Below are 23,971 nucleotides of genomic sequence, written 5' to 3' on the forward strand. Positions count from 1 at the left end.
ACTTGGGGATTTAAGAATATAGATATAAATGATATGAAATTATTTATTAATCTAGTCCATAAAAAGTTATGATATAATTTTGTAATAGGAAGGTGATAACAATGTTATATATAAGTGGACTAGAAGATGTTATCTTCTCAAAACATGAAATTTTAGCAGATGAACCTGACGAATTGATTATCATAAGTGGTTTTCTTGGTCCAGCACCGGTTCAACGACTGAGTGAATTTGATAATATTAAAATTACAGTCATTGGTGGGATGTACCGATCGGGGATAGATGCAAGATTATGGGATTCCTTAGAAAAAATTGATGAAAAAAATAGTAATCTAAAATTACTATTTACTACTACGGAAATACACTCTAAAATTTATATCTGGAAAAGGAAGGGCAAAATATTAGCAGCTTTGATTGGTTCAGCAAATTTTTCATCGAATGGTTTACGAACTGATTATAGAGAATCTTTAGCAGATGCTACAAGAGATACTTTTTCACCGCTTGAGGAATACTATAAATTTATTTTCGATAATTCTGTTGAAAAACCTCATTTACGAAAAGATCAGGAAATACTAGATTTTCAAGTGACGGATACTAAAATAGACGAAGTTGCAAAGAGTAATTTACGTTATTCAATAGAGATTCCTTTATATGATACAAAAACTAATGAAGTCCCACCGAAAAGTGGATTAAATTGGGGACTTAGTGCTGGTCATGTTGCTTTAGGGGATGCATATATACGGATTCCTAAAGAAATAATAAAAGAGAATAATCAATTATTTAAACCATTTGATCCTGATTTTATGACGCCTGAGGGAAAAAGAAAGAGAAATTCCGATCCAATTGAGTTAATTTGGGATGACGGTGTTATAATGGAAGCCTCTTTAGAGGGAGTTCAGTTCTATAACAATGAGAAATATCCTAAACAATTGGCTTCTTATTCTTCAAAAAAAGTATTTGTTGACGGGGAGAAAATTTCCAAAAAAAGTATTTTAGGTCGATATCTGAGAAATCGTTTAGGAATAGGTATTAATGAGTTGATAACAATGGAAACATTATCTACATATGGAAGAAATACGATTTCATTATCGTTAATTGGAGATGGTGTCTATTATGCAGAATTTTCGGTTGAAAAGTAGCAACTTAAGAATCATTTTAATCTTGAAAAGGCAAACAAAAAATAAATTGTTTGCCTTTTATTCTATTCGTTTTCTTTTATATATTTAAATAAATCAGGTAATAATTCTCCTAATTTTTTTGCAAAGAGAGGGGGTACTGCATTACCAATCATTTCAAAATTAGCTAATTGTGATTCATTGAACTCGAAATCGTCATCGAAAGTTTGCAATCTAGCAGCCTCTCTTACTGTAATACTACGCATCTGTTTTGGATCTGGATGAATATGTCGTAGCCCATCTTTTTTTAGGTGAGCGGGAATTGTATTACTAGGTTCATCCCACCGTAGCACATGATACTTATGAACATTTGAGTTTTTTCCGGTTACTTCATAGTACAATTTTTTTAAGGAATCAGCAGAAGTGTATTTATTGGTTCCATTTTCAATATCAGATGCTAGTAAATTAAAAATTTTTTGATCTCTTATACTATGGAAACGTGAAGTATGCCCATTAATATTACTTGAATTATCGTATGCTTGTCTTCCTATTGCTTGTTTAAGTGGGTAGATAGGAGGCAAATCAGAAATAGCATCTCTAACAGTTTTTTGTTCTGAAAATTTGGAAGGAATTAGAACCTTATAAAAGTAATTAAGAATATTTTGGTAATTAGTAGAAGGTGAATCTCTTCTTACGCCAACTATAATAACACGTTTTCTTTTTTGTGGAACTCCAAATTTAGTTAGGTCTAATAAAGCATATTTCCTAAGATCATTTATGATTTCATATCCAATATCATCGAATCCTTTTCGTATAAGTTCCGTAATTTTTTCGCCAGTGGGGATAGCACTTAGCATTCCTTCTACGTTCTCAAAGAGGACTATTTTGGGCTTATAGTAATCTACTAGTCGGATATAAGATTCAAACAAGAAGTTTCTATAATCATCTTTCATTCCATTTTTGTCTCTAATTCTGCCAGCTAATGAGTAAGCTTGACAAGGGGGACCGCCAGAAATCATATCAACTGAATGTTCATTAATAATTTTATTTAGGCCTTTTGAACTTCCAAAATCTGAATCGTTAGACCACCCATGGATGAGTTCTTCAGTACGCTGAATATCAAAATTTAAAACTCGCTCAGATGCGTCGGTAATATTATATTTACTTTCTAAACGGTTTCTAAGTGTTCTTACTTGAGGTTTTAGCCATTCAACAGAAGCTAATAAATGGATATTTCCTGATTGTTCTAGACCATCTGCTAATCCTCCTGCTCCGGCAAATAATTCGATATTATTTATCATCTTCTTTTCCTTCATTAAGATGTTTAGCCATTTTTTCTCCTATTACTTGCGCTAATAATGGTGGAACAGCATTCCCAACCTGCTTATTTTGCTGCGTTTTTGTCCCTAAAAATTCAAAGTAATCTGGAAAAGATTGTAGTCGAGCATTTTCTCTAACTGTTGGTACGCGATTCCATTTATAATGAAAATGATTCCGATGACCGGTGTCAATCGTTTTAGATGGTTTTTTACTGTGATAACGGGTCCAAGCTTCGTTAAATTTTCTAGATTCTCCAACTCCTTCAGGTAAGTCCTTATGATTTCCTCCTTCTGGTACTTGACTAATAACCCACTTTACTTCGTCTGTATGATTAGTTCCAATATGGTTGTGAATTCGATGAGATCCTATTCTCATCATCTTTTGATAATCACTTTTAGCTTCATTTGTATATGGTATGTTTTCTTCACCTAGATCATCAATAAGAGGAGGGAGATCTGAAATGGCATCGGCAGTACCAATGTAAGTTTCAGGTGTTAGTTTAGGTGTAGGGAAAGTAAAGTAGTCGTAACCTAGGTCTTTTCGAAAGCCTACAAAGAACATCCTCTTTCTCATTTGTGGAACACCATAATCAGCTGCTAACAATGGTTTATCAGTTACACTGACGTTGTAGCCTAGGTCTTCAAATGTATTAATAATTTGTTCTTTTACTTTTCCTTTATAAAGAGTTGCCATTCCAGGAACATTCTCAATTAAAAATGCTTTTGGTTGAAAATGCTTTACAGTGTCTACTACAGCAACATAAAGTTTATTTCTAGAGTCATTAATGTCTCTAGAGCCTGTTAGACTAAATCCTTGACATGGAGGGCCAGCGATTACAACATCAACAGTATTTCCTTTTAATAATTTCTCTATCTGCTTGATTGAAGCCTCTTCATCAAAAAGATCTGCTTTTAGAGCAATAGAATCCTTGAGATTATGGGCATAAGTTTTTAAGGCAGCATCATCAAAATCGACTCCCATTAAGACCTTATATCCAGCTTGCTTAAATCCTTGACTAAGTCCACCAGCACCACAAAAAAGGTCTATTACATTAATATTTTCCATTATTACCTCCTGTTAATTTAATTATATCTTTTATATCACAATTCAGGGCAACACATAGTTTAAGTATAGTCTCAGTAGTGACACATTCATTATTACGAAGTTTTGTAAATGTACTTGAACCTAAACCAGTTAGTATTTGTAACTCTTTTTGTGTCATTTTTGAAGAGGTTAATTGTTCCCACAAAGGTGAGAAAGATATTTTTTGCTCCATATTCTTCCTTTCGATTTAGGTATTATACCACAAAACAACCGTTTACGGTTGTTTTGTGAATTAATAGTTAATCATTTATGATATATCTTATTTATCTATTCGTATTTTTAAATTATAAAATTGTGATAATCAAAAAAATAGTAGTTATTTGATTCATGGATAACCTTTATAAAAAACAAGAATACTACACAATTTACTGACTTAAAAAAGTTATGTAGAAAAAAATTTTTACTTAGATTGTAGTTTAAATTAGAATATTTTTTTCTATTTATACTAATTATTCTTTGTAACTAGTAAACATCTCGTCAATGTCATCTTCAACCAAGTGATAGATTTTCCAATCAAATTCAGTTCTAGCAACATCATCAACCAAGACTGTATAACAGAAATCCATATAATCTTCATAAAAATCAGAGATGAAGGGGAGGAGTGTGTCACTAATATCAGATGAATAGAGTTTTTCATCAAGATGTTTAAAGAGATAGTCTGTACCCGTAATCGTTTCATTCTTGAGTTTTTGTGCATCCTCAAGGTTAAATCCATCGCTTTTAGGATTCAGAAAATCATGTTTTGCTAGCCAGGCGACGAAGATACTGAGATGAAAAGCAGCTCTTTTACTAATCTCTAGCATATCTGATTTGCTTAGTTTTTCTGACGGGATATTATTTTCTTCACAATAGAATACAAGTGCATGATCGAAAAAATAATCTGCGCGGTCTATGGGAAAGTCTAATTGACTTTCTTCGATCTTTGTCTCAGGCTGTTCAACTACAGTTGATTTTTTCTTAAAAAGGGACTTCAGTTTTCTAAACACGTTTATACCTCATATAAAAATATCCCATTATTCAAATAATGGGATATGATTATTATTTCATCGTTGGGAACAACAAGACATCACGGATGGTTGTTGTGTCAGTAAGAAGCATGCAGAGACGATCGATACCGATTCCGAGTCCACCTGTTGGTGGCATACCGTATTCAAGGGCTTCAACGTAGTCGTAGTCGATGCCTGTTGCTTCGTCATCACCGAGTTCTTTAGCAGCAGCTTGTGCTTCGAAACGTGACATTTGATCGATTGGGTCGTTCAATTCGGTGAAGGCATTACCGTACTCTTTAGTCATGATGAAGAGCTCGAAACGGTCAGTGAAGCGTGGGTCTTCTGGGTTTTTCTTAGCCAATGGAGACACAGCAACTGGGTGACCGTAAACGAATGTTGGTTGAATCAATGTTTCTTCAACGAATTCTTCGAAGAAGGCGTTGATGATGTGACCAACTTCAGTGTAGTGTTTTTCAACTGGAACATTCTTTTCAGCAGCGATAGCTTTGGCTTCATCCAAAGTCATGTCTTGCCAGAAGTCAACGCCAGTGATTTCCTTGATAGCGTCAACCATGTGGATGCGTTTGAATGGTTCGTTAATCTTGATTTCAGTTCCTTGATAGTTGATAGGTCCGTCACCTTTAACAGCTTTAGCAGCGTGTTGGATGATACCTTCAGTCAAGTTCATGATATCGTGGAAGTCAGCGTAAGCTTGGTAAACTTCGATAGATGTGAACTCAGGGTTGTGAGTGGCATCCATACCTTCGTTACGGAAGATACGTCCGATTTCGTAAACGCGTTCCATACCACCAACGATGAGACGTTTGAGGTGGAGCTCAGTCGCGATACGAAGCACCATGTCGATGTTTTGAGCATTGTGGTGAGTGATGAAAGGTTTAGCAGCAGCACCACCAGCTTCATTGTGAAGAACAGGTGTTTCTACTTCAAGGAAACCTTGAGCATCGAGGTAGCGACGGATTTCAGAAATGATTTTTGAACGTGTGACAAAGCGGTCAAAGCTTTCACGGTTAGAAATCAAATCGAGGTAACGTTTACGGTAGATTGTTTCAACGTCTGAAAGTCCGTGGAATTTCTCAGGCAATGGACGAAGGGCTTTAGACAAGTGTGTGATATGAGTAGCTTTAATAGAAAGTTCTCCCATATCTGTACGCATAACTTCACCTTCGATACCGAGGAAGTCACCAAGGTCAGCTTTCTTGAAGATTTCGTAGTTTTCTTCACCGACAGCATCTTTACGCACGTAGATTTGGATTTGACCATCGCGGTCTTGGATGTGGGCGAAGCCAACTTTACCTTTTCCACGTTTAGTCATCAAACGACCTGCGATAGTAGCAGTTTCGTTGATTTCGTGCAATTCTTCTTTTGTTTTGTCAGCGTATTTTTCTTTTAATTGACCAGATGTAGCTGTGCGTTCGAATCGCTTACCAAAAGGATCGATTCCTTGTTCAGCCAAAGCCGCCATTTTTTCACGACGGAAAATCTGTTGATCGTTCAATTCTTCCATGTGTTGATTTGACATGTTAGTCCTCCATAAAATAGTCGTAATTATTGTATCATAAATCACCTTCTAAAGATAGGACAAATGATTAAATGTCAGATAAATAAAGCTAGGATTTGTCTATTTTTAGGACAAATTGTAAACTAGCATTAACCTTTGATTAGAAAGTTATAGAATTTATTGACAAATATAATAAAAAGGGTGTACAATAGCAAAGTAAGTTTCGTATGATATAAGGAGGAAATACGATGAAAAAGAAAAATTATGTTAGTAAAGCCGTGATGCTTGGCGCTTTACTAGCACCTATTGGGATGCCTACGGTATCTGTGTTAGCAGATAGCTTTTATCAAAATCAAACGAGTGCTCACGCTGCTGATATTACAAACTGGATTGCCAGCACACCTGAACAAATTACAAATAATTTGACAACTCAGAACATCAATCCACAGCAGTTGGATGGCCAACAGTACGTGATTCAATGGGGAGATACCTTATGGGGAATCTCTCAAGCAACTGGAATTTCTATTGAAAAATTAGCCTACGATAACAATATTCAGAATATTGACCTTATCTTCGCAGGTGATGTCCTCATCTTGAAACGTGATGGTGATGTCCCAGCAGGTTACCATGTGACTGGTAATGGTTACCGTTGTGCACATTCTAAGATTGTTATCAACAACTACTACGGTGATAACAACCGAGTGATTATCAATAACAGCACTTTTGTCTCTGATGACCATTCTAAGAATACAGTGATTTACGCTCCAGATAATTCTGACAATAGCGTTTCATTCTCAAATAATACAACTAACAATAATAACGATAAAGACAAAGATACTAAAGATTCTAAAGATGGCAAGGACTCATCTTCATCATCATCTGAATCTAAAGATGCTTCATCAAGTTCAACAAGTGGATCATCATCATCTTCTGCATCAAGCTCAACAGCAAGCAGTAGTGAAAGCAAAGCAAGTACAGAAAGTTCTAAGGAAAAAGAATTGACTGATGATGCTTTCCAAGACAAGGTTCAAAGTGAATTCAAACAAGTATATCAACAAAACCACTCAGGTAGTCCTGCATGGACTTTCTTCTTACATGCAGATGATAAGACTGGTGTAAATGCTACAGCTAAGAAGGACACTGAAAGCACAGCTCTCTACCTTCAAGGTGAAACGCCAAAGGCTAAAGATATTGTTGATGGACCTAAAGATGGTGCCAAAACTGAAGCAAATGCCAAGGCTCTTGCTGAAAAGATTTATGACGCTCTTAACAGGGATAGTAAGATCTCAGATCTTATCAAGGCAAAATATGCTCAAATTCAGGTAAGTTATAAGGGTGATAAGTGGGCTTTCAACGTTGATGTTTACAAAGAAAAAGAAAGTTCATCATCAAGCACTGAAAAATCATCAGAATCTAAGGCGTCATCAAGTGATGATTCTCAAACAGAAACACGCATGAGTTCAAGCTCACCAAGCGTTGAACGCTCTTCATCAAGTTCTTCAAGCCACACTGAAACAGACTCAGAGGCAACTTTCTCTGACCTAACTGGTGACGAATAGAGAGGGGCAAGACATGTCAAAGAGAAATATCATTATTAGTGTTGTTCTTGCTTGTCTCTTGGTTACAGGAGCTGGATTTGGTGCTTTCTATTACTGGGGAACACACCATTTGGATAGTGTTGTACCTGGTAAGGTTTACCAATATTCAAGTACTCTAAACGGTGAGGTCAATAATCGTGTCATGTATGTAGCCTTCCAAGAAGGTGGGAACAAGGCGCTTGTGAGTCAGGATCGTACGACAGTGGTTAATGCTGCTAAGAGTCAGACTGATTTTGACAAGGCCTATAATGACCAAACAGCTAAGTGGGAATACAGTGTGACAAAAACAACATTGACTCTTGGTAAAAAAGAGGACGATCAATTGTCACAATGGCAGTACAACAAGGTCTTTGCTTATGGTGACCACTTCACATCAAAAGATTTCTACTACCAGATTGCCAAAGGTGGTCAGGGTGAAGTCAAACAAAAAATGACCTTCAAAGAAATTAAATAAGTGTCTGAATATGACAAGATGCATTAGGTTTGGGACAAATTGTTCCAAACCTTTTTCTATCTTCAAAACACGAATAATCTTTTCTTAAGTGGGGTCGAAAATTGAAATAAGAGGGCAAAAACGGTATAATAAGACTGTTTGGGCAATTGCATTCTGATAAAAAACAGACGAGTAAGATTGCCCTAAGACAGTTGACTTAAAGCTTACTTTTACCGGGCTTAGACCTAGAAGCTGACTAATATCATATTAGTCGCTAGTTAATCAGACGTGTCTAAGACTTTGGTCAAGAGAATGATATAAGAAAGAACGGACAGATGATTACTTCTATTGTTTTTGACGTTGACGATACTATTTACGACCAACAAGCACCTTATCGTATTGCCATGGAAAAATGTTTCCCTGACTTTGATATGAGTCACATGAATCAAGCCTACATTCGTTTCCGCCACTATTCTGATGTTGGTTTTCCACGTGTAATGGCAGGTGAGTGGACAACCGAGTATTTCCGTTTTTGGCGCTGTAAAGAGACCCTTTTGGAGTTTGGCTACCGTGAAATTGATGAAGAAACGGGTAACCATTTCCAAGAGGTTTACGAGCATGAGTTGGAAAACATCACCATGCTTGATGAAATGCGCATGACCCTTGATTTCCTCAAGGAAAAAAATGTGCCTATGGGGATTATTACCAATGGACCAACAGAGCACCAACTTAAAAAGGTTAAGAAGTTGGGACTTTATGATTACGTTGATCCTAAGCGTGTCATCGTCAGTCAGGCGACAGGTTTCCAAAAGCCTGAGAAGGAAATCTTCAACCTCGCAGCTGAGCAATTTGACATGAATCCATCGACGACGCTCTACGTTGGAGATTCTTATGACAATGATGTCATGGGTGCCTTCAATGGTGGCTGGCATTCTATGTGGTTTAACCACCGTGGACGTAGCCTCAAACCAGGTACCAAGCCAGTCTTCGACTTGGAAATCGACAGTTTTGAGCAACTCTTTGGAGCGGTGAAAGTCCTTTTCGACCTTCCAAATAACAAATATATCTTTGATATCAATGATAATGAAAATCCAGTCCTTCAACTAGGTATCAATAATGGTCTTATGATGGCGGCTGAACGTCTTCTTGAGAGCAATATGAGTATTGATAAAGTGGTTATCCTTCTTCGTTTGAATGCGAACCAGGAAAAAATCCTTCGTATGAAATATGGAAGATAAGTAGAGCGGCCTCGTGTGGCCGTTTTATTGTCTAGAACGTGAGATAAGGAGTTTGAAAATGGTAGAAATCAACAACTTAAAACATGATATTGAAGCACTAAGTGCTGAACGTGATGCATTGAGAAAAGAGGTAGAAGCACTCGAAGCTAAACGTGACGATCTCTTTGAAGGTGTTAGAGACGCCGAGCAGATGAAGGGCGTTGCTTGGGATTCCTATTATGCATTAGTGGACCACCTTAATACTGAAGAAAAGCAACGAGAGTTTGCTAACAACTATTGGGAACATGTTCATAGAACTGTCAAAATAGATATGGAATTTGTTTTGAGTCGTGGTCTTCGTTTTAAGCGTTTACTTTCTGAGGGACAGTATGATCTTGTCTTACAGGAACTAGACGTTTTCGAAAAGGAATTAGATGATTTGGCTCGAGGATTTGGTGTTGAATTAGACCGTTTGCCAGAGGAACCGAGTTGGAAATAATGGAAGTGAAGCTCTTAAAGTAATAACTTTAAGAGCTTTTTGAGTGCTAAAAAGCGACCCTTGTTCAGAATCGCTTGTCTTATGAAGTCAGTCGATGATTTAGCTAATCTTGTTTTGTTCATCCATATAAGATGTATCATTCCAACATTTGAGAGCGAAGTGCTCGAAATCATTGGTTTCGAGAATAGTGACAGAAGCATTGTCCAGACCGCCTGCCTTACGAAGAAGACCGGGTTCAAAACCAAGGAGGGTACGGATAGAAGCCGTTAGGTTAGCTCCGTGACCGACGATGAGGACATTTTTAGCATCACTATCTTTAAGTGTTTTGACAAATTCGGCCACACGTTTGGTTGTCTGGTAGACAGACTCAGCTTGGAAGTCATTAGCACGGAAGTTGGCAAGGTTATGACGGAAGGCATCCATTTCTTTTGGATAGATGGCTTGAACGAGTGAAATTTTTTGTCCTTCCAGTTTACCAAGCTGCCATTCACGCAAAGCTTTAGTATAGGTAACTTTAGCTTTAGGTTTTTGAGACTCCATGATGAGCTCTGTAGTTTTTTTAGCACGTGGTAGGTCACTTGAGAAGATCAAGTCAAAATGAGTGTCACTGAGGTAGTGACCTAGCTCACGTACTTGTTCAATTGATTCTTTAAGCAAAGGCGAGTCTCCCTTGGCGCCTTGAAGTCGGCCTTCCAAGTTCCACTCAGTTTTACCGTGACGTACAAAATACAGTTTCATGATTACTCCTTAATATCAGCAAATTCAGCATTAACAAAATCAGCAAGTTCTTGACTATTGATACGGATAGAGCGCCCAATTTCTCCCGCTGAGACAATAAGGAAACCAGCTTCTTGGGCAGACTGATCGATGTAAATAGGGAAATTGTGTTTTTGGCGAATTCCCACTGGGTTGTTGGCTCCGTGAACATAGCCAGTCGTTTTTTGGAGATCCTTTTGTGGAATCATTTGAACCTTCTTGTTCCCTGAAATTTTAGCTAATTTCTTTTCAGATAGATGCTCAGTGATGGGAACGATACCGATGACTGGTCCTGTCTTATCCCCTTTGAGAGCAAGGGTTTTATAAATACTCTCACGTGCCACACCTTCTGGAAGTTCACCTTCTAATCCATTGAAGTTTAAACTGTCATGGTCAATTTTAGCTTTATCAAGAATTTGGTCAATCAAGGTCTTCTTGACTTTGCTTTTCTTTGCCATTGTCATATCTCCTTTAACCTTATGCATTTCTACATCCATTATAACACAATCGTCTTAACACGCCTAAGCCAATTTTGATAAGAAAAAAACCAGTGTTCTAAGCACCGGTTTCTATTGACTACTAGATGAACTTGTCGAAGTAGTCTTCTTATTTTTAGTTGGTTTTTGCTTGATCTTACCAAAGAGTTTTTCAAAGGTTTTACGTTTGTTTTTCTCAGGATTGATTTGGTTAAGATCTAGTATATTGTCGAAACCAGGTAGGCTTCCTTGTGACGTATACTGGTGAAGGTCATAGTCGATTTCAGTATTTGGTAAAGCCTCATAATAACCAGAATCGGTACCATAGGCTGGAATCCAAACAGCGTCGAAGTTTTTAGTTGAAACTTCTTGCTCAAGCATGAAATAAGCACCAATATAGAGACCAACTTTTTCAGCTCCAAGACGTTTGAGCTCAGCAAGAAAGGCTTGGACACCTTCTTCCATGTTAGACATGGTTTCCTCTTCAACGTCAATCCAGTAATAGGTAGGTTTATATGGAGAAGCATTTTTGTAGAAAATACGAGCTTCTTCCTTCATCTCCTTTACAGAAGTACCTTGAGCGTAAGAGTAAACGGCAACTGGAACGTCACGTTTTTTGAGTTCTTTGATATGTGTTTTAAAAGATTTGTCGATCCCATTTGAACTTGCGGCATTACTATCCTTACTAATCTGTGATCCACCAAAGACGCGGACGATAGCACCAGAAATATGATTTGACAAGACATCGTAATCGATATCCTGAGGTAGTTGCCACCCCGAAAGGTCGATAATGGGATTGAGTATCAGCTCCTCGTCGGAACTGCTAGATGTACTACTGGTTGTTGTTTTTGGTGTAGTAGCAGAAGGAATAGCAGATTTCACGTTTTGAAGATGCGCCTGCTGTTTGGACGTATTGTGAATATTTGCAATAACTAATGCTAATCCTAAAAGAGCTAGAACCACGTAAACAACGATCGGTTTTATTCTTTTTCTCATTACTCCCATTCTACCTTAAATAGCGCAAAAATGCAAAATAGAGTGTTTATAAATTCTGTGAAAGATATTAAAGTGACTGATTTCCAAAAAGCCTTTGTAGTGCTGACTTAGGCACGTTTTATGAATAGGGGTGTTTTGAGCTAGTCTTGAATTAAGTGAATTTTTCATTTATTAAAGCAAGAAATTTAGCTTAAAAGTCAGTTTCTTCCTTGAAACTAGCGCCACTAGTGGCATCAGACCAGGCGACAAGAGCTTGAGCAGAGTTATCCAGATAGGTCTTGAGAGGTTGCTTCAAATCATAAATAGTCTCCCAAAATCCTAGGACCTTTCCTTCGTTGTCGATAGCAGCTTGGTAGGTCTGGATGAGGACTTGATCAAAACTGTCTGTTGGAATCTGATAACTTCTTTCTTTGGTAGGAGATGCTAGAACTTCAGACATGACCCAATCGGGCAGATTTTCAGGCTCACGGGGGAAGAAACTACCGTCAGCGCCACCGTTGTCGTAGAGAAACTTTCCTTGGGCATCATAGGCTGCTAATTTATAGGGCAGGTGATTCAGTAGTGTTTTTAAATCATTCATACCTTCATCATAGCTTCTTTCAGGAGAAATGGCAATGCTTTGGATTGGAGACAATATTATCGTAGGATAGTATCAGTTTGTCTGAGGAAAGTAGTATCACTTGGAGCAGTATCAGGGTATAATAAGGTAAAAGAAGACTCGAGGTGAGAACATGTCAAAACTTATTTTTCTAGATGTTGATGGGACGTTGGTGGATTATCATAACCGCATTCCAGAGTCAGCAATCAAGGCTATTCGTCAGGCACGTGAAAATGGACATCTGGTCTATGTTTGTACCGGACGTAGCAAGGCAGAAATGCAACCTGAATTATGGGAAATTGGCTTGGATGGTATGATTGGTGGCAATGGCTCTTATGTGGAGCATCATGGCCAAGTCCTCATGCATCAGCTGATTTCCAAGGAAGATACAGCAAAGATTGTGGATTGGCTGACAGAGCGACATCTTGCCTTTTATCTGGAGAGTAATAATGGCCTCTTTGCCAGTCCTGATTTTCGGGAGAGGGCGCGTGAGACGCTAAAGACTTACGCTATTCAAAAGGGGCAATCTGCAGAGTCTGTTGAGGGTAAGGAACCAGAAGATTTCATTCATGGCCTCCAGTATGGTGGGGAACTCTACCGTGACGACCTAAATAAGGTCAGTTTCGTTTTGGAGTCTTATCAGGATCACTTGGATTCCAAAGAAGCTTTTCCACAGCTCGAAGCTCATACTTGGGGAGGTCGAGGTGAGACAGACTTGTTTGGTGATTTGGGTGTTAAGGATATTAACAAGGCTCATGCCATTGATGTCCTTTTGGAGCATTTGGGGGCTAAGCGTTCGGATACCATTGCTTTTGGTGATGCCAAGATTGATATCCCTATGTTGGATTACTGTGAGATTGGTGTTGCCATGGGAAATGGAGGACCAGAAATATTGGCTATGGCAGACCTAGTTACAGACGATGTTGAAGCTGATGGCCTCTATAAGGCATTTGATAAATTAGGCTTGTTGCAATAGAAAAAACTGAGTTCCATTTGGTAGCTCAGTTTGTGTTTTATGCCGGTTTACGACCGATAAATTTTTTCAAGAGATATAAGAGATAGCCAACAGCGATATACCCAGCACTGATGACCAGGACGTTTACCAAGACCTTGTTCCAACCAAATTTATTAACATTGATAAAGAAGTAGGCGAAGGGGCTATCTTTGGCACCTGGAATAGGGAGTTTTAGAACCAAGCCATTTAAAAGGGCAAAGGCAAAGTAAGACAGAGGGACCACGGACCAGTAAATTGGCTCACGTAGACGGTAGGCTTTCTTAGCATCGAAAATGAGGGTATCAAGCACCAATCCCCAAGGCACAATATAGTGGACCAAGAAGTTACGGAGGGTCCAGAATTTCTCAGGTTCTGTAATAGGTGCCAAGAGGATATGATAGATGACTCCAGTGATGAGGATGGCCATAGTTACACCACCCTTGTAACGCAAGAGTTTGGTGTTAGTCGTCGCATCCCCTTTTTTGAAGTCATAGATGATAAAGAAAATCAAACTAGAGAAGACGAGGATATTGGACAAAACAGTGTAATAGAGCAACATACCCCAACCATCATCATGGATTTGGATAGAGACTCCTACCAAACCACAGAGAGCTAGTAAGATACGGTAAAATCGTGAAATAGTCATAAGCTTCCTTTTCCTAATAAATAATCTCTCTTATCATATCACATTTTTCACTAACAATTTATTGAAAATTCTAGTAAAATCAAGGTAAGAAAGACTTTAAGGAGTAATGATGTCCAATTTAATCGATTATCTTGATAAGGTTAAGGATTTGCCTTTCGACCAAGAGCCTCTAAATATCTTGGATAAGGTTTGCATCAATGAGATTGGCTACCTGACTTATGAAAAATGGTTCTCAGCAAGTGATTTGAAGGAAACCATCAATTTACATGACTATGCTGAAGGGAAGGACTTAAATCCAGACTATACCTTCATGGTGACTAAGGAACGGGTAGATTTGGCTGAAACCATGGTCAGGTCGAGACGTTTCACTGGACTTAATCTAAGTGACTACTGTAGTGTCTTGGACAAGGAAGTGGAAAAACAGTTTGCGGCTATGATTTTCAGTCTGCCTGAATTGGACTACCAGCAGATTGTCTTTCGTGGGACAGATGATAGCGTCATTGGTTGGAAGGAGGATTTTCAGCTGACCTACAGTCGGGAAATTCCAGCCCATCGCTCAGCCATGGCCTTTCTGGAGAAGCACTTGCCAAACCTCAGTGGCCATATCGCTGTTTCTGGACATTCCAAGGGTGGCAATCTTGCCCTCTATTCGGCTGTTCAGAGTTCGACTGTCCTGCGTGAGCAAATAGCAGAGCTTTTGCTTCTGGATTCTCCGGGCTTGATGAAGTCTCTCTTGGAGAAGCCTTCTTACCAAGAGTTAAAACCCAAGATGACGGTTATCAGACCTCAAGAATCTGTTGTGGGAGTCATGCTCTACTGGGACAAGGTCGCAAAGCTCGTAGCAGCAGATGGCATAGGCATCGCTCAACACAATGTCTTGCTTTGGCAGGTTGACCTGGAAACAAATGATTTTGTTTATGTGGACCAGCCGACAGACTTGAGTCAACGCTTAAAAGAAACCTTCCAAGAATGGATTGAGACCTTGCCAAATCAAGAACTCAAGCAGGTTTGTGACTTGTTCTTTGATACCATACTTGATTCTGGAATTGAAAGTCTGGATGATATTGGTATCAAAACCCTTCCTAAGCTAGGCCAGATGTTACAAGAATTTGGCAATCTCTCGGACCAACAAAAGAAAGTTCTGCAGGACGGTTTCAACCAGTTGCTCTGGATATTTTGGAAGTCAGGGAACAGAAAAACAAGCTTGCCCAAACTAGAACTTCCTGATTTTATCAAGAAGTTGAGTGAATTAACCAACAACGATTAGGGGCAGCGGAATCATAGAAGTGGAGAATTTTATGTCTAAAAACGTATTGATTACAGGAGCAACATCAGGAATTGGGGAAGCAACGGCGCGTGCCTTTGCCAAAGAGGGAGAAAATCTCATCCTAACAGGTCGTCGTGTAGAGCGTCTTCAAGCTCTAAAAGAAGAGCTCCAAGCAACCTATCCAAATCAAAAAGTTTGGACCTTTGCCCTGGATGTCACAGATATGGCCATGGTCAAGGATGTTTGCCAAGCCATTCTCAAAAGCGTGGGTCAAGTCCACGTCTTGGTTAACAATGCAGGTCTGGCACTAGGTCTAACAGCCTACCAAGACTATGAGGAGTGGGACATGCTGACCATGCTCGATACCAATGTCAAGGGCTTGATGATGGTGACACGTCAGATTTTGCCAAGCATGGTTGCTGCCAATGAAGGCCATATCATCAATATGGGATCTACGGCGGGCATCTATGCCTACGCAGGTGCTGCCGTTTACTCAGCCACCAAGGCCGCAGTGAAAACTTTCAGCGATGGCTTGCGTATCGATACCATTGCCACAGATATCAAAGTGACGACCATTCAACCTGGTATCGTTGAGACCGACTTTTCACAAGTTCGCTTTCATGGTGACAAGGACAAGGCGGCGAAAGTCTATCAAGGTTTGGAAGCCTTGCAAGCCCAAGATATTGCGGATGTAGTTCTCTACGTCACCAAGCAACCTCGACGCGTCCAAATTTCAGACATAACCATCATGGCTAACCAACAAGCTACAGGGTTTACCATTTATAGGGAGGAATAAAAAGTCTCCGATAAACCTTTTCCAGATGGAAAGGGCTACAAAATTTGGTCGCTTACTCGTATTTTTGCCATGTCTAGATCATAAATAATATACATTCTGAGCCACTATAGGTGGCTTTTTATCATTTTTCCTAACCTTTTACGAATATAAATTTAAATAGTGATATTTTAAAATAATAACTTATAAGTATTTACATTTAAGTACTTATAAGTTATAATAAAGGAAGAGAGATTTGTATGTATCCTATTCATTTTTATAAAGATAGAAATGGACATGAACCTGTTAGAGAGTATATTGAAACATTATCTATGAATTCAAGTAAAGATTCTAGAATTAAATTACATAAAATTCAAGACTACCTGACTATGTTAAAAAATAGAGGAACCATGATTGGTGAACCATTCATTAAACATTTAGAAGGAGATATTTGGGAACTAAGACCCTTAAGAGATAGAATTTTATTTGCAGCATGGCTAGATGATGGTTTTATTTTGCTTCATCATTTTGTGAAAAAGACACAAAAGACTCCAAGACGTGAGCTGATGAAGGCTCAAAAAGTTTTAGATGATATTAGAAAGCGAGGATTGTAAGATGACCCTAGAAAAGAATCCAGCAATTGGAAGTAGTTGGGATGATTTACAGAAAACTATTTTCACTAAAGAGGAAATTGCGGCGAGTGAACTCCGTGTTGCACTGATGCTTGAGATTATTGATGCTCGTAAAAAACAAGGTATCTCCCAAAAGAAACTTGAAGAGCTAAGTGGTGTCAAACAACCTGTTATCGCACGTATGGAGACAGGAAAAACTGCACCTCAGTTAGATACGGTTCTTAAAATACTGGCAAGTCTAGGAAAGACATTGGCAGTGGTTCCGCTTGATTCACATGTGAAGTAAGTTTAGGAAAGATAACGTACTTTCATAACAATTATCATTTGCTATTCTAAAAAGATTAACACGGACTTCCCGTGTTTTTTTGTTTGAATTTTCCCAAAACTATGAAAGAACCCGTGAAAATGCTATAATGTAAGGGATTACGACAATATTGAAAGGATAAGTCATGCCACCTGTTACTCCAGAACTTGAGATAGAACGTCAATTAATTGAGCAATTAACTTCTGGTGAGAGCCAGTGGACCTATCGCCCAGATTTAAAAAACGAAGGTCAATTATGGGACAACTTTTTTGAGAAGTTAGCGCAAAATAACGTTGCCCTACTCGCTGACCATCCCTTGACTGAGCAGGAGAAGCGCCAAATCAAGAACCAGCTTAACTTCATTAACTATTATGAAGCTGCTAAGTGGTTGGCGGGTGAAAATGGTATTGCTAAAGTCGAGGTACAGCGTGAAGATGCTAGCCTTGGGACTATCAGACTTTCTGTTATCTGGCGTGACAATATCGCTGCTGGAAAATCCAGTTACGAAGTGGTCAATCAGGTGGAACGTGACAAGGCTTATCCACAAGATCAGGACCGCCGTTTAGATACGACGCTGATGATTAATGGCCTTCCTCTTATCCATATCGAGCTCAAGAGTCCTCGTGTGGCTTTTTTGGATGCCTTTCATCAAATCAAAAAATATGACCGTGAAGGTAAGTTACGTGGTATCTATTCTGCCCTTCAGATGTTTGTTGTGACTAATAAGGTTGACACACGTTATATCGCAGCTGCACGAGAAGATAAGCTCAATAAACAATTCTTGACATCTTGGGTGGATAAAGATAATAAACCCATGACCAGTCTCATGGACTTTGCCCATGAGGTCCTGTCTATTCCACGTGCCCATCAGATGGTGATGCAGTACTCCGTTATTGATGATAGTAAGAAAGCCCTCATCCTCTTACGTCCCTATCAAATCCATGCCATCGAGTCTGTCCAGGATGCCTCTCGCCGTCAGGAATCAGGATATATCTGGCATACCACAGGTTCTGGTAAGACCCTAACGTCCTACAAGGTGGCTCGCAACCTCTTGCAGATTCCAGCTATTCAGAAGACGATTTTCGTCGTGGACCGCAGGGATCTTGACCAGCAGACGACGTCATCCTTCCTTTCCTACGCCGCTAATGATGTCATCGATATTGACGAAACGGACAATACCCATGATTTGGTTAAGCGTTTGGCAGGAAATGATAAGCGTGTGATTGTGACGACTATCCAGAAAATCACAACCATGATGCGCAAGTTCCAAGAAGGTAAATATCAAAAGGATTCGGAAAAAATCAAGGACCTTCGTGTGGCTTTCGTTGTGGATGAATGTCACCGTGCGGTCACGCCTCAGACTCAAAAAGACATCAAGGGCTTTTTCCACAATTCGCTCTGGTATGGCTTTACAGGCACACCGATTTTCAAGGAAAATAAACGCAAGCAATTAGGTGATTTGGCACAAACCACCCACCAACAATATGGCGAACGCCTCCATGAGTATACGGTCAAAGAAGCCATCCATGACGGGGCAGTTCTGGGATTCAAGGTGGACTATCGAAATACCATTATTTCGCCAATTCCTGAAGAAGACCTTCCTGACTCTGTCTATGAAGATAAAGAGCACATGCTAGAAGTTTTGGATGCTATCTTAAACAAAAGTTATCAACAGTTGGGCTTTCCAAATGGTGTGGGTAAGACCTACGAGGCTATCTTAACCGTTAAGTCTATTCCACAGGCTCAGGCCTATTACAATTTGCTCAAGAGTATCAAGGCCGGACAGGAACGTGTCAAGGTGTCAGAGCGGGTTAAGCGCGTGTTACCTGATTTTCCAAAGGTGACGGTCACTTACTCCGTGTCGGAAAATGAAGAAGAATCTATCGGCTACCAAGAGCACATGAAGCAGGTCATGGACGACTACAATCAAGAGTATGGCACCCATTTTAATATGGCTGATTTGCGTGGCTTTAACACGGATATCAATAATCGTTTGGCTAGAAAGTTAGACAAATACATTCCTCGTAAAGAGCAGTTGGATTTGGTCATCGTTGTAGACCGTCTTTTGACCGGTTTTGATGCCCCATGTCTATCCACTCTCTTCATCGACCGTAAGCCCATGCGTCCACAGGATTTGATTCAAGCCTTTAGCCGCACCAACCGCATCTTTGACAGTAAAAAGCGTTATGGTCATATCATCACCTTCCAAAGACCAGAGGCCTTTAAAGAGGCTGTGGATAACGCCCTTAGACTCTACTCAAACGGTGGTGAAAATGACGTCACAGCCCCAGACTGGGCAGAAGAAAAAGCTAACTTTATCCAAGCCTGGATAGATTTTCAAGTGAAAGTGGAAGATGTGGAAAACTATGTCATCATGATTGAGCAGGCCACTAGCCCACAACTCCGTCGTATTGCCAAGGCTTACCAAACCTTTGACAAGTATCTGGCATCTATCCGTGTCTATAGCGAATACGATGAAGCGGCTATCTACGCGGAGACAGGACTATCAGATGAAAAGCTCGAAACCTATCTCGGAATCTATCAAAATATCCTAGCAGAGCTTAAAAGCCGAGCTGAAGACGATAGTGATGATAATCTCTTTGACATCCACTACGAACTGGAATCCGTCCAAGTCGACGAGATTAACTATGCTTACATCCTGACCTTGATTCAAAGTATGATTCAGCAGGAAGAGGATAGTCCACAGACCCTTAGTGACAAGGATATCGAAACTGTTGATAACTATATCCAGAGCCTGGAAAGGACAAATCCTAAACTAGCCGAAATCATCCGTAATCTGTGGAAAGAAGTCCAAGCCAATCCTAAAGATTACCAAGGACAATCTATCACTGGTGTCTTGGACAGCATGATTGAAGCCATCATCGACGACCATCTTAAACGATTTGCCAGAGAATGGTATGTCGGACTCGATGAACTTCGTTACTATGTCCAACACTATCGTAAGGGTGCTAAGAAGCAATCTGGAGAAAGCCAGCTCACCAAGAGCCAGTGTTACAAAGACTACAAAGCAGAAACAGCTGATGCCCTCAACCCGCTCAGCTACAAAAAACACATCAAAGAAGCCTACACCAAACTCATCGAAGAGGTGATTGAACCACTGAGAGTGGGGAGGTAGTCTGAATTAAATATTTTCAAATTTAACAATTTTAAATAAAAAATGATATAATAGGGGTTAATAGATTTGAAAAAAGAACAATTTGAATTTTTGTATAAAGATGTTTGTGATTGGTTGAAATTTATCGAGACAAAAATCACTGTATTATTGACTTTTGAAACAGGGTTATTTTATTTTGTTTTAAAAGAGTTTGTTAGTAGTAGAAAGAATTGTTTATATTATTTAGGTATTTTTGGAACTGTAATTTCGTTAGCCTTCCTTATATATACTTTAATTCCAAGAATTAATAAATCTAATACTAACCCATTTTACTTTATGAACTGGGCAGATAAAAACTTTAATCCGACTAATAAGATTGATATTTCGAAATGTTATGAAAATCAAATAAGAGATTTAGCAATTGTTGCGAAACGAAAATCTGATATGATGACTAAATCTATTGTCATATTTATTTTATCAATAATTGTTACTATAATTAGTATTTTATAGAGGGGAAATTATGGAACGTGATAAAATAGAGGCAATTGTAAGTAATTTACAACATAGCCTAGAATTAGAAGTACCAATTGATTTTAATAAATTTGATAATATTTTATCTGATTTAACAATTCAATATAATTGTAAAGATTTAGATGTCGACGGTCGAATCTCTAAAGATGAAATTGGAAATTATGTAGTTCAATTAAAAAATGATGGACAGAGTCCGCGTGATAGATTTACTCTAGCTCATGAATTGGGACATCTTTTTTTAGGACATGTTGACCAGTATGAAACTTTATATCGTAGAGGGGCTAACGAACTTGAGTATGCTGCAAATGAGTTTGCAGCAGATTTGTTGATGCCGAAAGATATCTTTAATACAAAGGTGGATGAATATACAAATTCTGACAATATTTGTAATATTACGGAAGTTAGTAATTTCTTTGGGGTATCGGAGTCGGCAGTATTAACTCGAGGCAGATTTTTAGGGCGTTTTCCATGGAAATAAAAACACAAGATTTAATTAATGATTCAATTGATACTGGAGAAACAGAGTCTTTCGTATACCTTTTTTGTTCATTTGATATCGTAGAGTCAACTTATTTGAAATCTATTAATCCACAATGGGCAAAGCTTTTCAATCAGTTTTATGACAGTAGTGTAAGGGATCTAGAGAAGCAAGGATTTGAGTTTTGGAAGTATGTAGGTGATGAAGTTCTTTTTTATAAAAAGTTAGAAAATAAGGATTTGAAAGATTTTCATTTAATTCCAAACAATGTATTTAATTCAATGAGTGCAATCCAGAACGAACTACATAAAGAATATCCGAATACAAAAATGTTTTTAGCATTAAAAGGTACAATATGGATTTCAAAAGTTAATGAACCTAATCTGCAAGATTTAAATAATAGTTCTTTTGTCAACGATAATATTGTGATAAAAAAAATGCCTAAACTATCGTATTCAGATTTACCTCAAATATTTATTGATTTTTTAGGACCCGAAATTGATTTAGGTTTTAGAATAAGTAAATATTCAATGAAAAATCAACTCATTGTAAGTGCTGAATTTGTTCAATTACACATTGAAATTGGTAGAATTTTGGATAAACATTCTGCTGTGCTTAATGAGGATAATTACAGGTTGTTAACACAAACTAAGTTAAAAGGAATTTGGCATAAAAGAGAGTATCCGATTATACTTTATAGACCATCTTGGGATGGAAAAGTTTTTGAGTATGATGAAAAAGAATATAAAGAGGAAAATTTGGATGAAGATGTATTTGAATATTTAAAGTATGTGTTTTCTAGTATTGGAAAAATAGATGAGATTAAAGATTATTATCAAATAATAGAAAGTACAGAAATTAAAATTGAAACACAACAGAAGATAGAATCTCCAGTTGATATACACTTAGCCGCAATTTTCTTTAATGATAGTAAAGTTCTTTTAATGAAGCGTGGTTTACATAAATCGTCTCCCAATAAATGGGATTTTGGGTGTACGAATCTAAAAATGAATCAAAGAGTTGAAGATGCCTTAAAAGACTATTATAATTTTCAAAACGCAGAAATAGAAATTATACTTAATGACAAGACAAATAAACCTATACCAGTAGCACTTTATGAATACGAAAAAACACAAGGAAAAGTTATAAATGGATTACTTTTTGTAGGGAAAATTATTCCAAATGAAGAATTTGAAGATAATTTCAATGGTTATGAAAAAACTGAATTCTTTGATATGGATGAATTATTTACACAAGGAGGAATCGAACTATTTCCAGATAGTGAACCTAATATAAAGCGAGCATATGAGATATTGAACGATGAAATTAAAAAGTGATTTAGTTATTAAATCACTTTTTAACTGTTTCAATTATTCGTGAAAAAAAGTGAGAATGATATGAATAAGAAACCTAAAGTTATGTTTTCTAATTTCAAAAACAATTGGAAAATTTTTTCATTTTCTAATCTAGCTAACGTGTTTCAAAGTGGTGGAACTCCTAGTACAAAAGTAATTAATTATTGGAATGGTAAAATTCCATGGCTTCAATCATCTGATATTCAAAAAGATATACTATTTGGTGTTAAACCACAAAAATTTATTTCAGAGGAGGGATTACAAAATTCATCAGCGAAATTAATTTCTAAAAATTCTATTGCTATTGTTACCAGAGTTGGTGTTGGTAAATTAGCTATCATGGAACAAGATTATGCAACAAGCCAAGATTTTTTGTCTCTCTCAGATTTTAATGGAGATACTCAATTCATAGTCTATAGTATCTATAGAATGCTCCAGAAAGAAAGTACACAACTACAAGGAACTTCAATTAAAGGAATTACCAAAGAAGATTTGTTATCGAAGAAAATAAGTCTTCCAGAGATTGACGAACAATCCGCCATCGGCTCCCTTTTCCGCACTCTCGACGACCTTCTATCTAGCTACAAGGACAATCTCGCCAACTACCAATCTCTCAAGGCGACCATGCTCTCAAAGATGTTTCCTAAAGCTGGACAGACTGTTCCTGAAATTCGTTTGGATGGATTTAAGAGTGAGTGGGAGCTTCTTGAAATTAATGATTTAGCTGATGACTTTCAAAGTGGTGGAACTCCAAAAACAAATGTTCAGGAATATTGGAATGGGGATATTCCTTGGATTCAATCATCTGACTTAGAGACAAATTGTCTATTTGAAATTAAAGTTCAAAAAAGTATTTCTGAGAAGGGTTTAAAAAATTCATCAGCTAAAATAATACCAAAGGATTCAATTGCGGTTGTTACGAGAGTTGGAGTTGGGAAGTTAGTAGTGATGCGCCATGAATACGCAACGAGTCAGGATTTTTTATCACTCTCAAATCTTAAATCAAATATAGAATTCACAGCATATTTACTTTATAGATTACTTCAAAAGGAGGTTACTCAACTTCAAGGGACATCAATAAAGGGTATCACTAAAGTGGAATTACTATCGAAAAAAGTACTTATCCCTTCTCTTCTTGAACAACAAGCCATCGGCACATACTTCACCAACCTCGATAACCTCATCTCTGCTCACCAAGAAAAAATTTCACAGCTCGAAACATTCAAAAAGAAACTCTTGCAAGATATGTTCATCTAAGGA

The 23,971-nt window shown here is 38.0% G+C and carries 25 protein-coding genes; 15 read left to right on the plus strand and 10 right to left on the minus strand.

Translation table 11 applies throughout. The annotated features are described in order from the left end of the window. Positions 1–101: 101 nt before the first annotated feature. The gene (locus tag HMPREF3112_RS06895) at positions 102–1,136 is read left to right on the plus strand and encodes a restriction endonuclease PLD domain-containing protein (RefSeq protein WP_070438841.1); all 1,035 of its coding nucleotides are present in this window, start codon (positions 102–104) and stop codon (positions 1,134–1,136) included. A 62-nt stretch (positions 1,137–1,198) separates the two neighbouring features. Here the strand turns inward: HMPREF3112_RS06895 and HMPREF3112_RS06900 are convergent, their stop codons facing one another. The 5 genes from HMPREF3112_RS06900 to lysS all read right to left on the minus strand — a co-directional run bounded on the left by HMPREF3112_RS06900 (position 1,199) and on the right by lysS (position 6,065). Continuing rightward, complete coding sequence (locus HMPREF3112_RS06900) at positions 1,199–2,413, minus strand: DNA cytosine methyltransferase (RefSeq protein ID WP_256262680.1); 1,215 nt, start codon at positions 2,411–2,413, stop codon at positions 1,199–1,201. Continuing rightward, positions 2,403–3,497 carry a DNA cytosine methyltransferase gene (locus HMPREF3112_RS06905; RefSeq protein WP_070438847.1) on the minus strand — a complete coding sequence of 365 codons (1,095 nt, stop codon included), beginning with the start codon at positions 3,495–3,497 and terminating at the stop codon, positions 2,403–2,405. Before HMPREF3112_RS06905 ends, HMPREF3112_RS06900 begins: the two co-directional genes overlap by 11 nt. Then, positions 3,484–3,708: a helix-turn-helix domain-containing protein gene (locus HMPREF3112_RS06910; protein ID WP_070438849.1), complete on the minus strand. Its 225-nt coding sequence runs from the start codon at positions 3,706–3,708 to the stop codon at positions 3,484–3,486. The genes HMPREF3112_RS06905 and HMPREF3112_RS06910 overlap by 14 nt, the downstream gene beginning before the upstream one ends. A 277-nt stretch (positions 3,709–3,985) precedes the next feature. Continuing rightward, positions 3,986–4,522: a DUF7832 domain-containing protein gene (locus tag HMPREF3112_RS06915; protein WP_070438852.1), complete on the minus strand. Its 537-nt coding sequence runs from the start codon at positions 4,520–4,522 to the stop codon at positions 3,986–3,988. A gap of 52 nt (positions 4,523–4,574) precedes the next feature. Further along, positions 4,575–6,065 carry a lysine--tRNA ligase gene (gene lysS / locus HMPREF3112_RS06920; protein ID WP_070438854.1) on the minus strand — a complete coding sequence of 497 codons (1,491 nt, stop codon included), beginning with the start codon at positions 6,063–6,065 and terminating at the stop codon, positions 4,575–4,577. Positions 6,066–6,292: 227 nt separating this feature from the next. Between lysS and HMPREF3112_RS06925 the strand changes: the two genes are divergently transcribed. The 4 genes from HMPREF3112_RS06925 to HMPREF3112_RS06940 all read left to right on the plus strand — a co-directional run bounded on the left by HMPREF3112_RS06925 (position 6,293) and on the right by HMPREF3112_RS06940 (position 9,791). Beyond that, positions 6,293–7,603 carry a LysM peptidoglycan-binding domain-containing protein gene (locus HMPREF3112_RS06925; protein WP_070438856.1) on the plus strand — a complete coding sequence of 437 codons (1,311 nt, stop codon included), beginning with the start codon at positions 6,293–6,295 and terminating at the stop codon, positions 7,601–7,603. A gap of 13 nt (positions 7,604–7,616) precedes the next feature. Further along, complete coding sequence (locus tag HMPREF3112_RS06930) at positions 7,617–8,096, plus strand: hypothetical protein (RefSeq protein WP_002885961.1); 480 nt, start codon at positions 7,617–7,619, stop codon at positions 8,094–8,096. A 314-nt stretch (positions 8,097–8,410) separates the two neighbouring features. Further along, on the plus strand, positions 8,411–9,313 hold the full coding sequence (locus tag HMPREF3112_RS06935; RefSeq protein WP_002890593.1) for an HAD family hydrolase: 903 nt from the start codon (positions 8,411–8,413) through the stop codon (positions 9,311–9,313). Positions 9,314–9,371: 58 nt separating this feature from the next. After that, complete coding sequence (locus HMPREF3112_RS06940; protein ID WP_002885925.1) at positions 9,372–9,791, plus strand: hypothetical protein; 420 nt, start codon at positions 9,372–9,374, stop codon at positions 9,789–9,791. Positions 9,792–9,890: 99 nt separating this feature from the next. On the opposite strand, the gene HMPREF3112_RS06945 is transcribed toward HMPREF3112_RS06940, so the two are convergent. The 4 genes from HMPREF3112_RS06945 to HMPREF3112_RS06960 all read right to left on the minus strand — a co-directional run bounded on the left by HMPREF3112_RS06945 (position 9,891) and on the right by HMPREF3112_RS06960 (position 12,599). After that, positions 9,891–10,529: a histidine phosphatase family protein gene (locus HMPREF3112_RS06945; RefSeq protein ID WP_002886177.1), complete on the minus strand. Its 639-nt coding sequence runs from the start codon at positions 10,527–10,529 to the stop codon at positions 9,891–9,893. 2 nt (positions 10,530–10,531) lie between these two features. Next, on the minus strand, positions 10,532–11,005 hold the full coding sequence (locus HMPREF3112_RS06950; protein WP_070438859.1) for an aminoacyl-tRNA deacylase: 474 nt from the start codon (positions 11,003–11,005) through the stop codon (positions 10,532–10,534). A 111-nt stretch (positions 11,006–11,116) separates the two neighbouring features. Beyond that, positions 11,117–12,019 (minus strand): glycoside hydrolase family 25 protein, encoded by a 903-nt coding sequence (locus HMPREF3112_RS06955; protein ID WP_070438862.1) that lies wholly within the window; start codon positions 12,017–12,019, stop codon positions 11,117–11,119. 190 nt (positions 12,020–12,209) lie between these two features. Further along, positions 12,210–12,599, minus strand: coding sequence for a sodium transporter (locus tag HMPREF3112_RS06960; RefSeq protein WP_070438865.1), 390 nt, complete (start codon positions 12,597–12,599; stop codon positions 12,210–12,212). Between the two features lie 151 nt (positions 12,600–12,750). On the opposite strand from HMPREF3112_RS06960, the gene HMPREF3112_RS06965 reads away from it, so the two are divergent. After that, positions 12,751–13,593 carry a Cof-type HAD-IIB family hydrolase gene (locus HMPREF3112_RS06965; RefSeq protein ID WP_070438868.1) on the plus strand — a complete coding sequence of 281 codons (843 nt, stop codon included), beginning with the start codon at positions 12,751–12,753 and terminating at the stop codon, positions 13,591–13,593. A gap of 37 nt (positions 13,594–13,630) precedes the next feature. Here the strand turns inward: HMPREF3112_RS06965 and HMPREF3112_RS06970 are convergent, their stop codons facing one another. Further along, positions 13,631–14,257 (minus strand): Pr6Pr family membrane protein, encoded by a 627-nt coding sequence (locus HMPREF3112_RS06970; RefSeq protein WP_002890606.1) that lies wholly within the window; start codon positions 14,255–14,257, stop codon positions 13,631–13,633. A gap of 109 nt (positions 14,258–14,366) precedes the next feature. On the opposite strand from HMPREF3112_RS06970, the gene HMPREF3112_RS06975 reads away from it, so the two are divergent. The 9 genes from HMPREF3112_RS06975 (at position 14,367) to HMPREF3112_RS07015 (ending at position 23,968) form a co-directional block, all read left to right on the plus strand. Further along, positions 14,367–15,524, plus strand: a complete 1,158-nt coding sequence (locus tag HMPREF3112_RS06975) for an Mbeg1-like protein (protein ID WP_070438871.1) — start codon at positions 14,367–14,369, stop codon at positions 15,522–15,524. A 31-nt stretch (positions 15,525–15,555) separates the two neighbouring features. Next, positions 15,556–16,320 (plus strand): SDR family NAD(P)-dependent oxidoreductase, encoded by a 765-nt coding sequence (locus HMPREF3112_RS06980; protein WP_070438874.1) that lies wholly within the window; start codon positions 15,556–15,558, stop codon positions 16,318–16,320. Between the two features lie 236 nt (positions 16,321–16,556). Further along, positions 16,557–16,910 (plus strand): type II toxin-antitoxin system RelE/ParE family toxin, encoded by a 354-nt coding sequence (locus HMPREF3112_RS06985; RefSeq protein WP_070438877.1) that lies wholly within the window; start codon positions 16,557–16,559, stop codon positions 16,908–16,910. Between the two features lies 1 nt (position 16,911). Continuing rightward, a complete protein-coding gene (locus tag HMPREF3112_RS06990; RefSeq protein ID WP_002887679.1) occupies positions 16,912–17,214 on the plus strand; it encodes a helix-turn-helix domain-containing protein in 303 nt (100 codons plus the stop codon). A 163-nt stretch (positions 17,215–17,377) separates the two neighbouring features. Continuing rightward, positions 17,378–20,368, plus strand: a complete 2,991-nt coding sequence (locus HMPREF3112_RS06995; RefSeq protein ID WP_070438880.1) for a type I restriction endonuclease subunit R — start codon at positions 17,378–17,380, stop codon at positions 20,366–20,368. 66 nt (positions 20,369–20,434) lie between these two features. After that, positions 20,435–20,857, plus strand: a complete 423-nt coding sequence (locus HMPREF3112_RS07000; protein WP_070438883.1) for a Pycsar system effector family protein — start codon at positions 20,435–20,437, stop codon at positions 20,855–20,857. Positions 20,858–20,867: 10 nt separating this feature from the next. Beyond that, a complete protein-coding gene (locus HMPREF3112_RS07005; protein ID WP_070438886.1) occupies positions 20,868–21,356 on the plus strand; it encodes an ImmA/IrrE family metallo-endopeptidase in 489 nt (162 codons plus the stop codon). Further along, complete coding sequence (locus HMPREF3112_RS07010) at positions 21,347–22,693, plus strand: hypothetical protein (RefSeq protein ID WP_070438889.1); 1,347 nt, start codon at positions 21,347–21,349, stop codon at positions 22,691–22,693. Before HMPREF3112_RS07005 ends, HMPREF3112_RS07010 begins: the two co-directional genes overlap by 10 nt. A 60-nt stretch (positions 22,694–22,753) precedes the next feature. Next, on the plus strand, positions 22,754–23,968 hold the full coding sequence (locus HMPREF3112_RS07015; protein WP_070438893.1) for a restriction endonuclease subunit S: 1,215 nt from the start codon (positions 22,754–22,756) through the stop codon (positions 23,966–23,968). Positions 23,969–23,971: the final 3 nt, after the last annotated feature.

Source organism: Streptococcus sp. HMSC10E12, from assembly GCF_001807855.1.
Taxonomy (GTDB): Bacteria; Bacillota; Bacilli; order Lactobacillales; family Streptococcaceae; genus Streptococcus; species Streptococcus salivarius.

Bases quoted from the DNA above. Each gene is read 5' to 3' on its own strand.
- HMPREF3112_RS06930 (WP_002885961.1), top strand. From the start codon at position 7,617: ATGTCAAAGAGAAATATCATTATTAGTGTTGTTCTTGCTTGTCTCTTG.
- HMPREF3112_RS07015 (WP_070438893.1), top strand. From the start codon at position 22,754: ATGAATAAGAAACCTAAAGTTATGTTTTCTAATTTCAAAAACAATTGG.
- HMPREF3112_RS06940 (WP_002885925.1), top strand. From the start codon at position 9,372: ATGGTAGAAATCAACAACTTAAAACATGATATTGAAGCACTAAGTGCT.
- HMPREF3112_RS06935 (WP_002890593.1), top strand. From the start codon at position 8,411: ATGATTACTTCTATTGTTTTTGACGTTGACGATACTATTTACGACCAA.
- HMPREF3112_RS06925 (WP_070438856.1), top strand. From the start codon at position 6,293: ATGAAAAAGAAAAATTATGTTAGTAAAGCCGTGATGCTTGGCGCTTTA.
- HMPREF3112_RS06950 (WP_070438859.1), bottom strand. From the start codon at position 11,005: ATGGCAAAGAAAAGCAAAGTCAAGAAGACCTTGATTGACCAAATTCTT.
- HMPREF3112_RS06980 (WP_070438874.1), top strand. From the start codon at position 15,556: ATGTCTAAAAACGTATTGATTACAGGAGCAACATCAGGAATTGGGGAA.
- HMPREF3112_RS07005 (WP_070438886.1), top strand. From the start codon at position 20,868: ATGGAACGTGATAAAATAGAGGCAATTGTAAGTAATTTACAACATAGC.
- HMPREF3112_RS06985 (WP_070438877.1), top strand. From the start codon at position 16,557: ATGTATCCTATTCATTTTTATAAAGATAGAAATGGACATGAACCTGTT.
- HMPREF3112_RS06895 (WP_070438841.1), top strand. From the start codon at position 102: ATGTTATATATAAGTGGACTAGAAGATGTTATCTTCTCAAAACATGAA.
- HMPREF3112_RS06945 (WP_002886177.1), bottom strand. From the start codon at position 10,529: ATGAAACTGTATTTTGTACGTCACGGTAAAACTGAGTGGAACTTGGAA.
- HMPREF3112_RS06965 (WP_070438868.1), top strand. From the start codon at position 12,751: ATGTCAAAACTTATTTTTCTAGATGTTGATGGGACGTTGGTGGATTAT.
- HMPREF3112_RS06970 (WP_002890606.1), bottom strand. From the start codon at position 14,257: ATGACTATTTCACGATTTTACCGTATCTTACTAGCTCTCTGTGGTTTG.
- HMPREF3112_RS06955 (WP_070438862.1), bottom strand. From the start codon at position 12,019: ATGAGAAAAAGAATAAAACCGATCGTTGTTTACGTGGTTCTAGCTCTT.
- HMPREF3112_RS06990 (WP_002887679.1), top strand. From the start codon at position 16,912: ATGACCCTAGAAAAGAATCCAGCAATTGGAAGTAGTTGGGATGATTTA.
- HMPREF3112_RS06975 (WP_070438871.1), top strand. From the start codon at position 14,367: ATGTCCAATTTAATCGATTATCTTGATAAGGTTAAGGATTTGCCTTTC.
- HMPREF3112_RS06905 (WP_070438847.1), bottom strand. From the start codon at position 3,497: ATGGAAAATATTAATGTAATAGACCTTTTTTGTGGTGCTGGTGGACTT.
- HMPREF3112_RS06995 (WP_070438880.1), top strand. From the start codon at position 17,378: ATGCCACCTGTTACTCCAGAACTTGAGATAGAACGTCAATTAATTGAG.
- HMPREF3112_RS06910 (WP_070438849.1), bottom strand. From the start codon at position 3,708: ATGGAGCAAAAAATATCTTTCTCACCTTTGTGGGAACAATTAACCTCT.
- HMPREF3112_RS06900 (WP_256262680.1), bottom strand. From the start codon at position 2,413: ATGATAAATAATATCGAATTATTTGCCGGAGCAGGAGGATTAGCAGAT.
- HMPREF3112_RS07010 (WP_070438889.1), top strand. From the start codon at position 21,347: ATGGAAATAAAAACACAAGATTTAATTAATGATTCAATTGATACTGGA.
- HMPREF3112_RS06960 (WP_070438865.1), bottom strand. From the start codon at position 12,599: ATGAATGATTTAAAAACACTACTGAATCACCTGCCCTATAAATTAGCA.
- lysS (WP_070438854.1), bottom strand. From the start codon at position 6,065: ATGTCAAATCAACACATGGAAGAATTGAACGATCAACAGATTTTCCGT.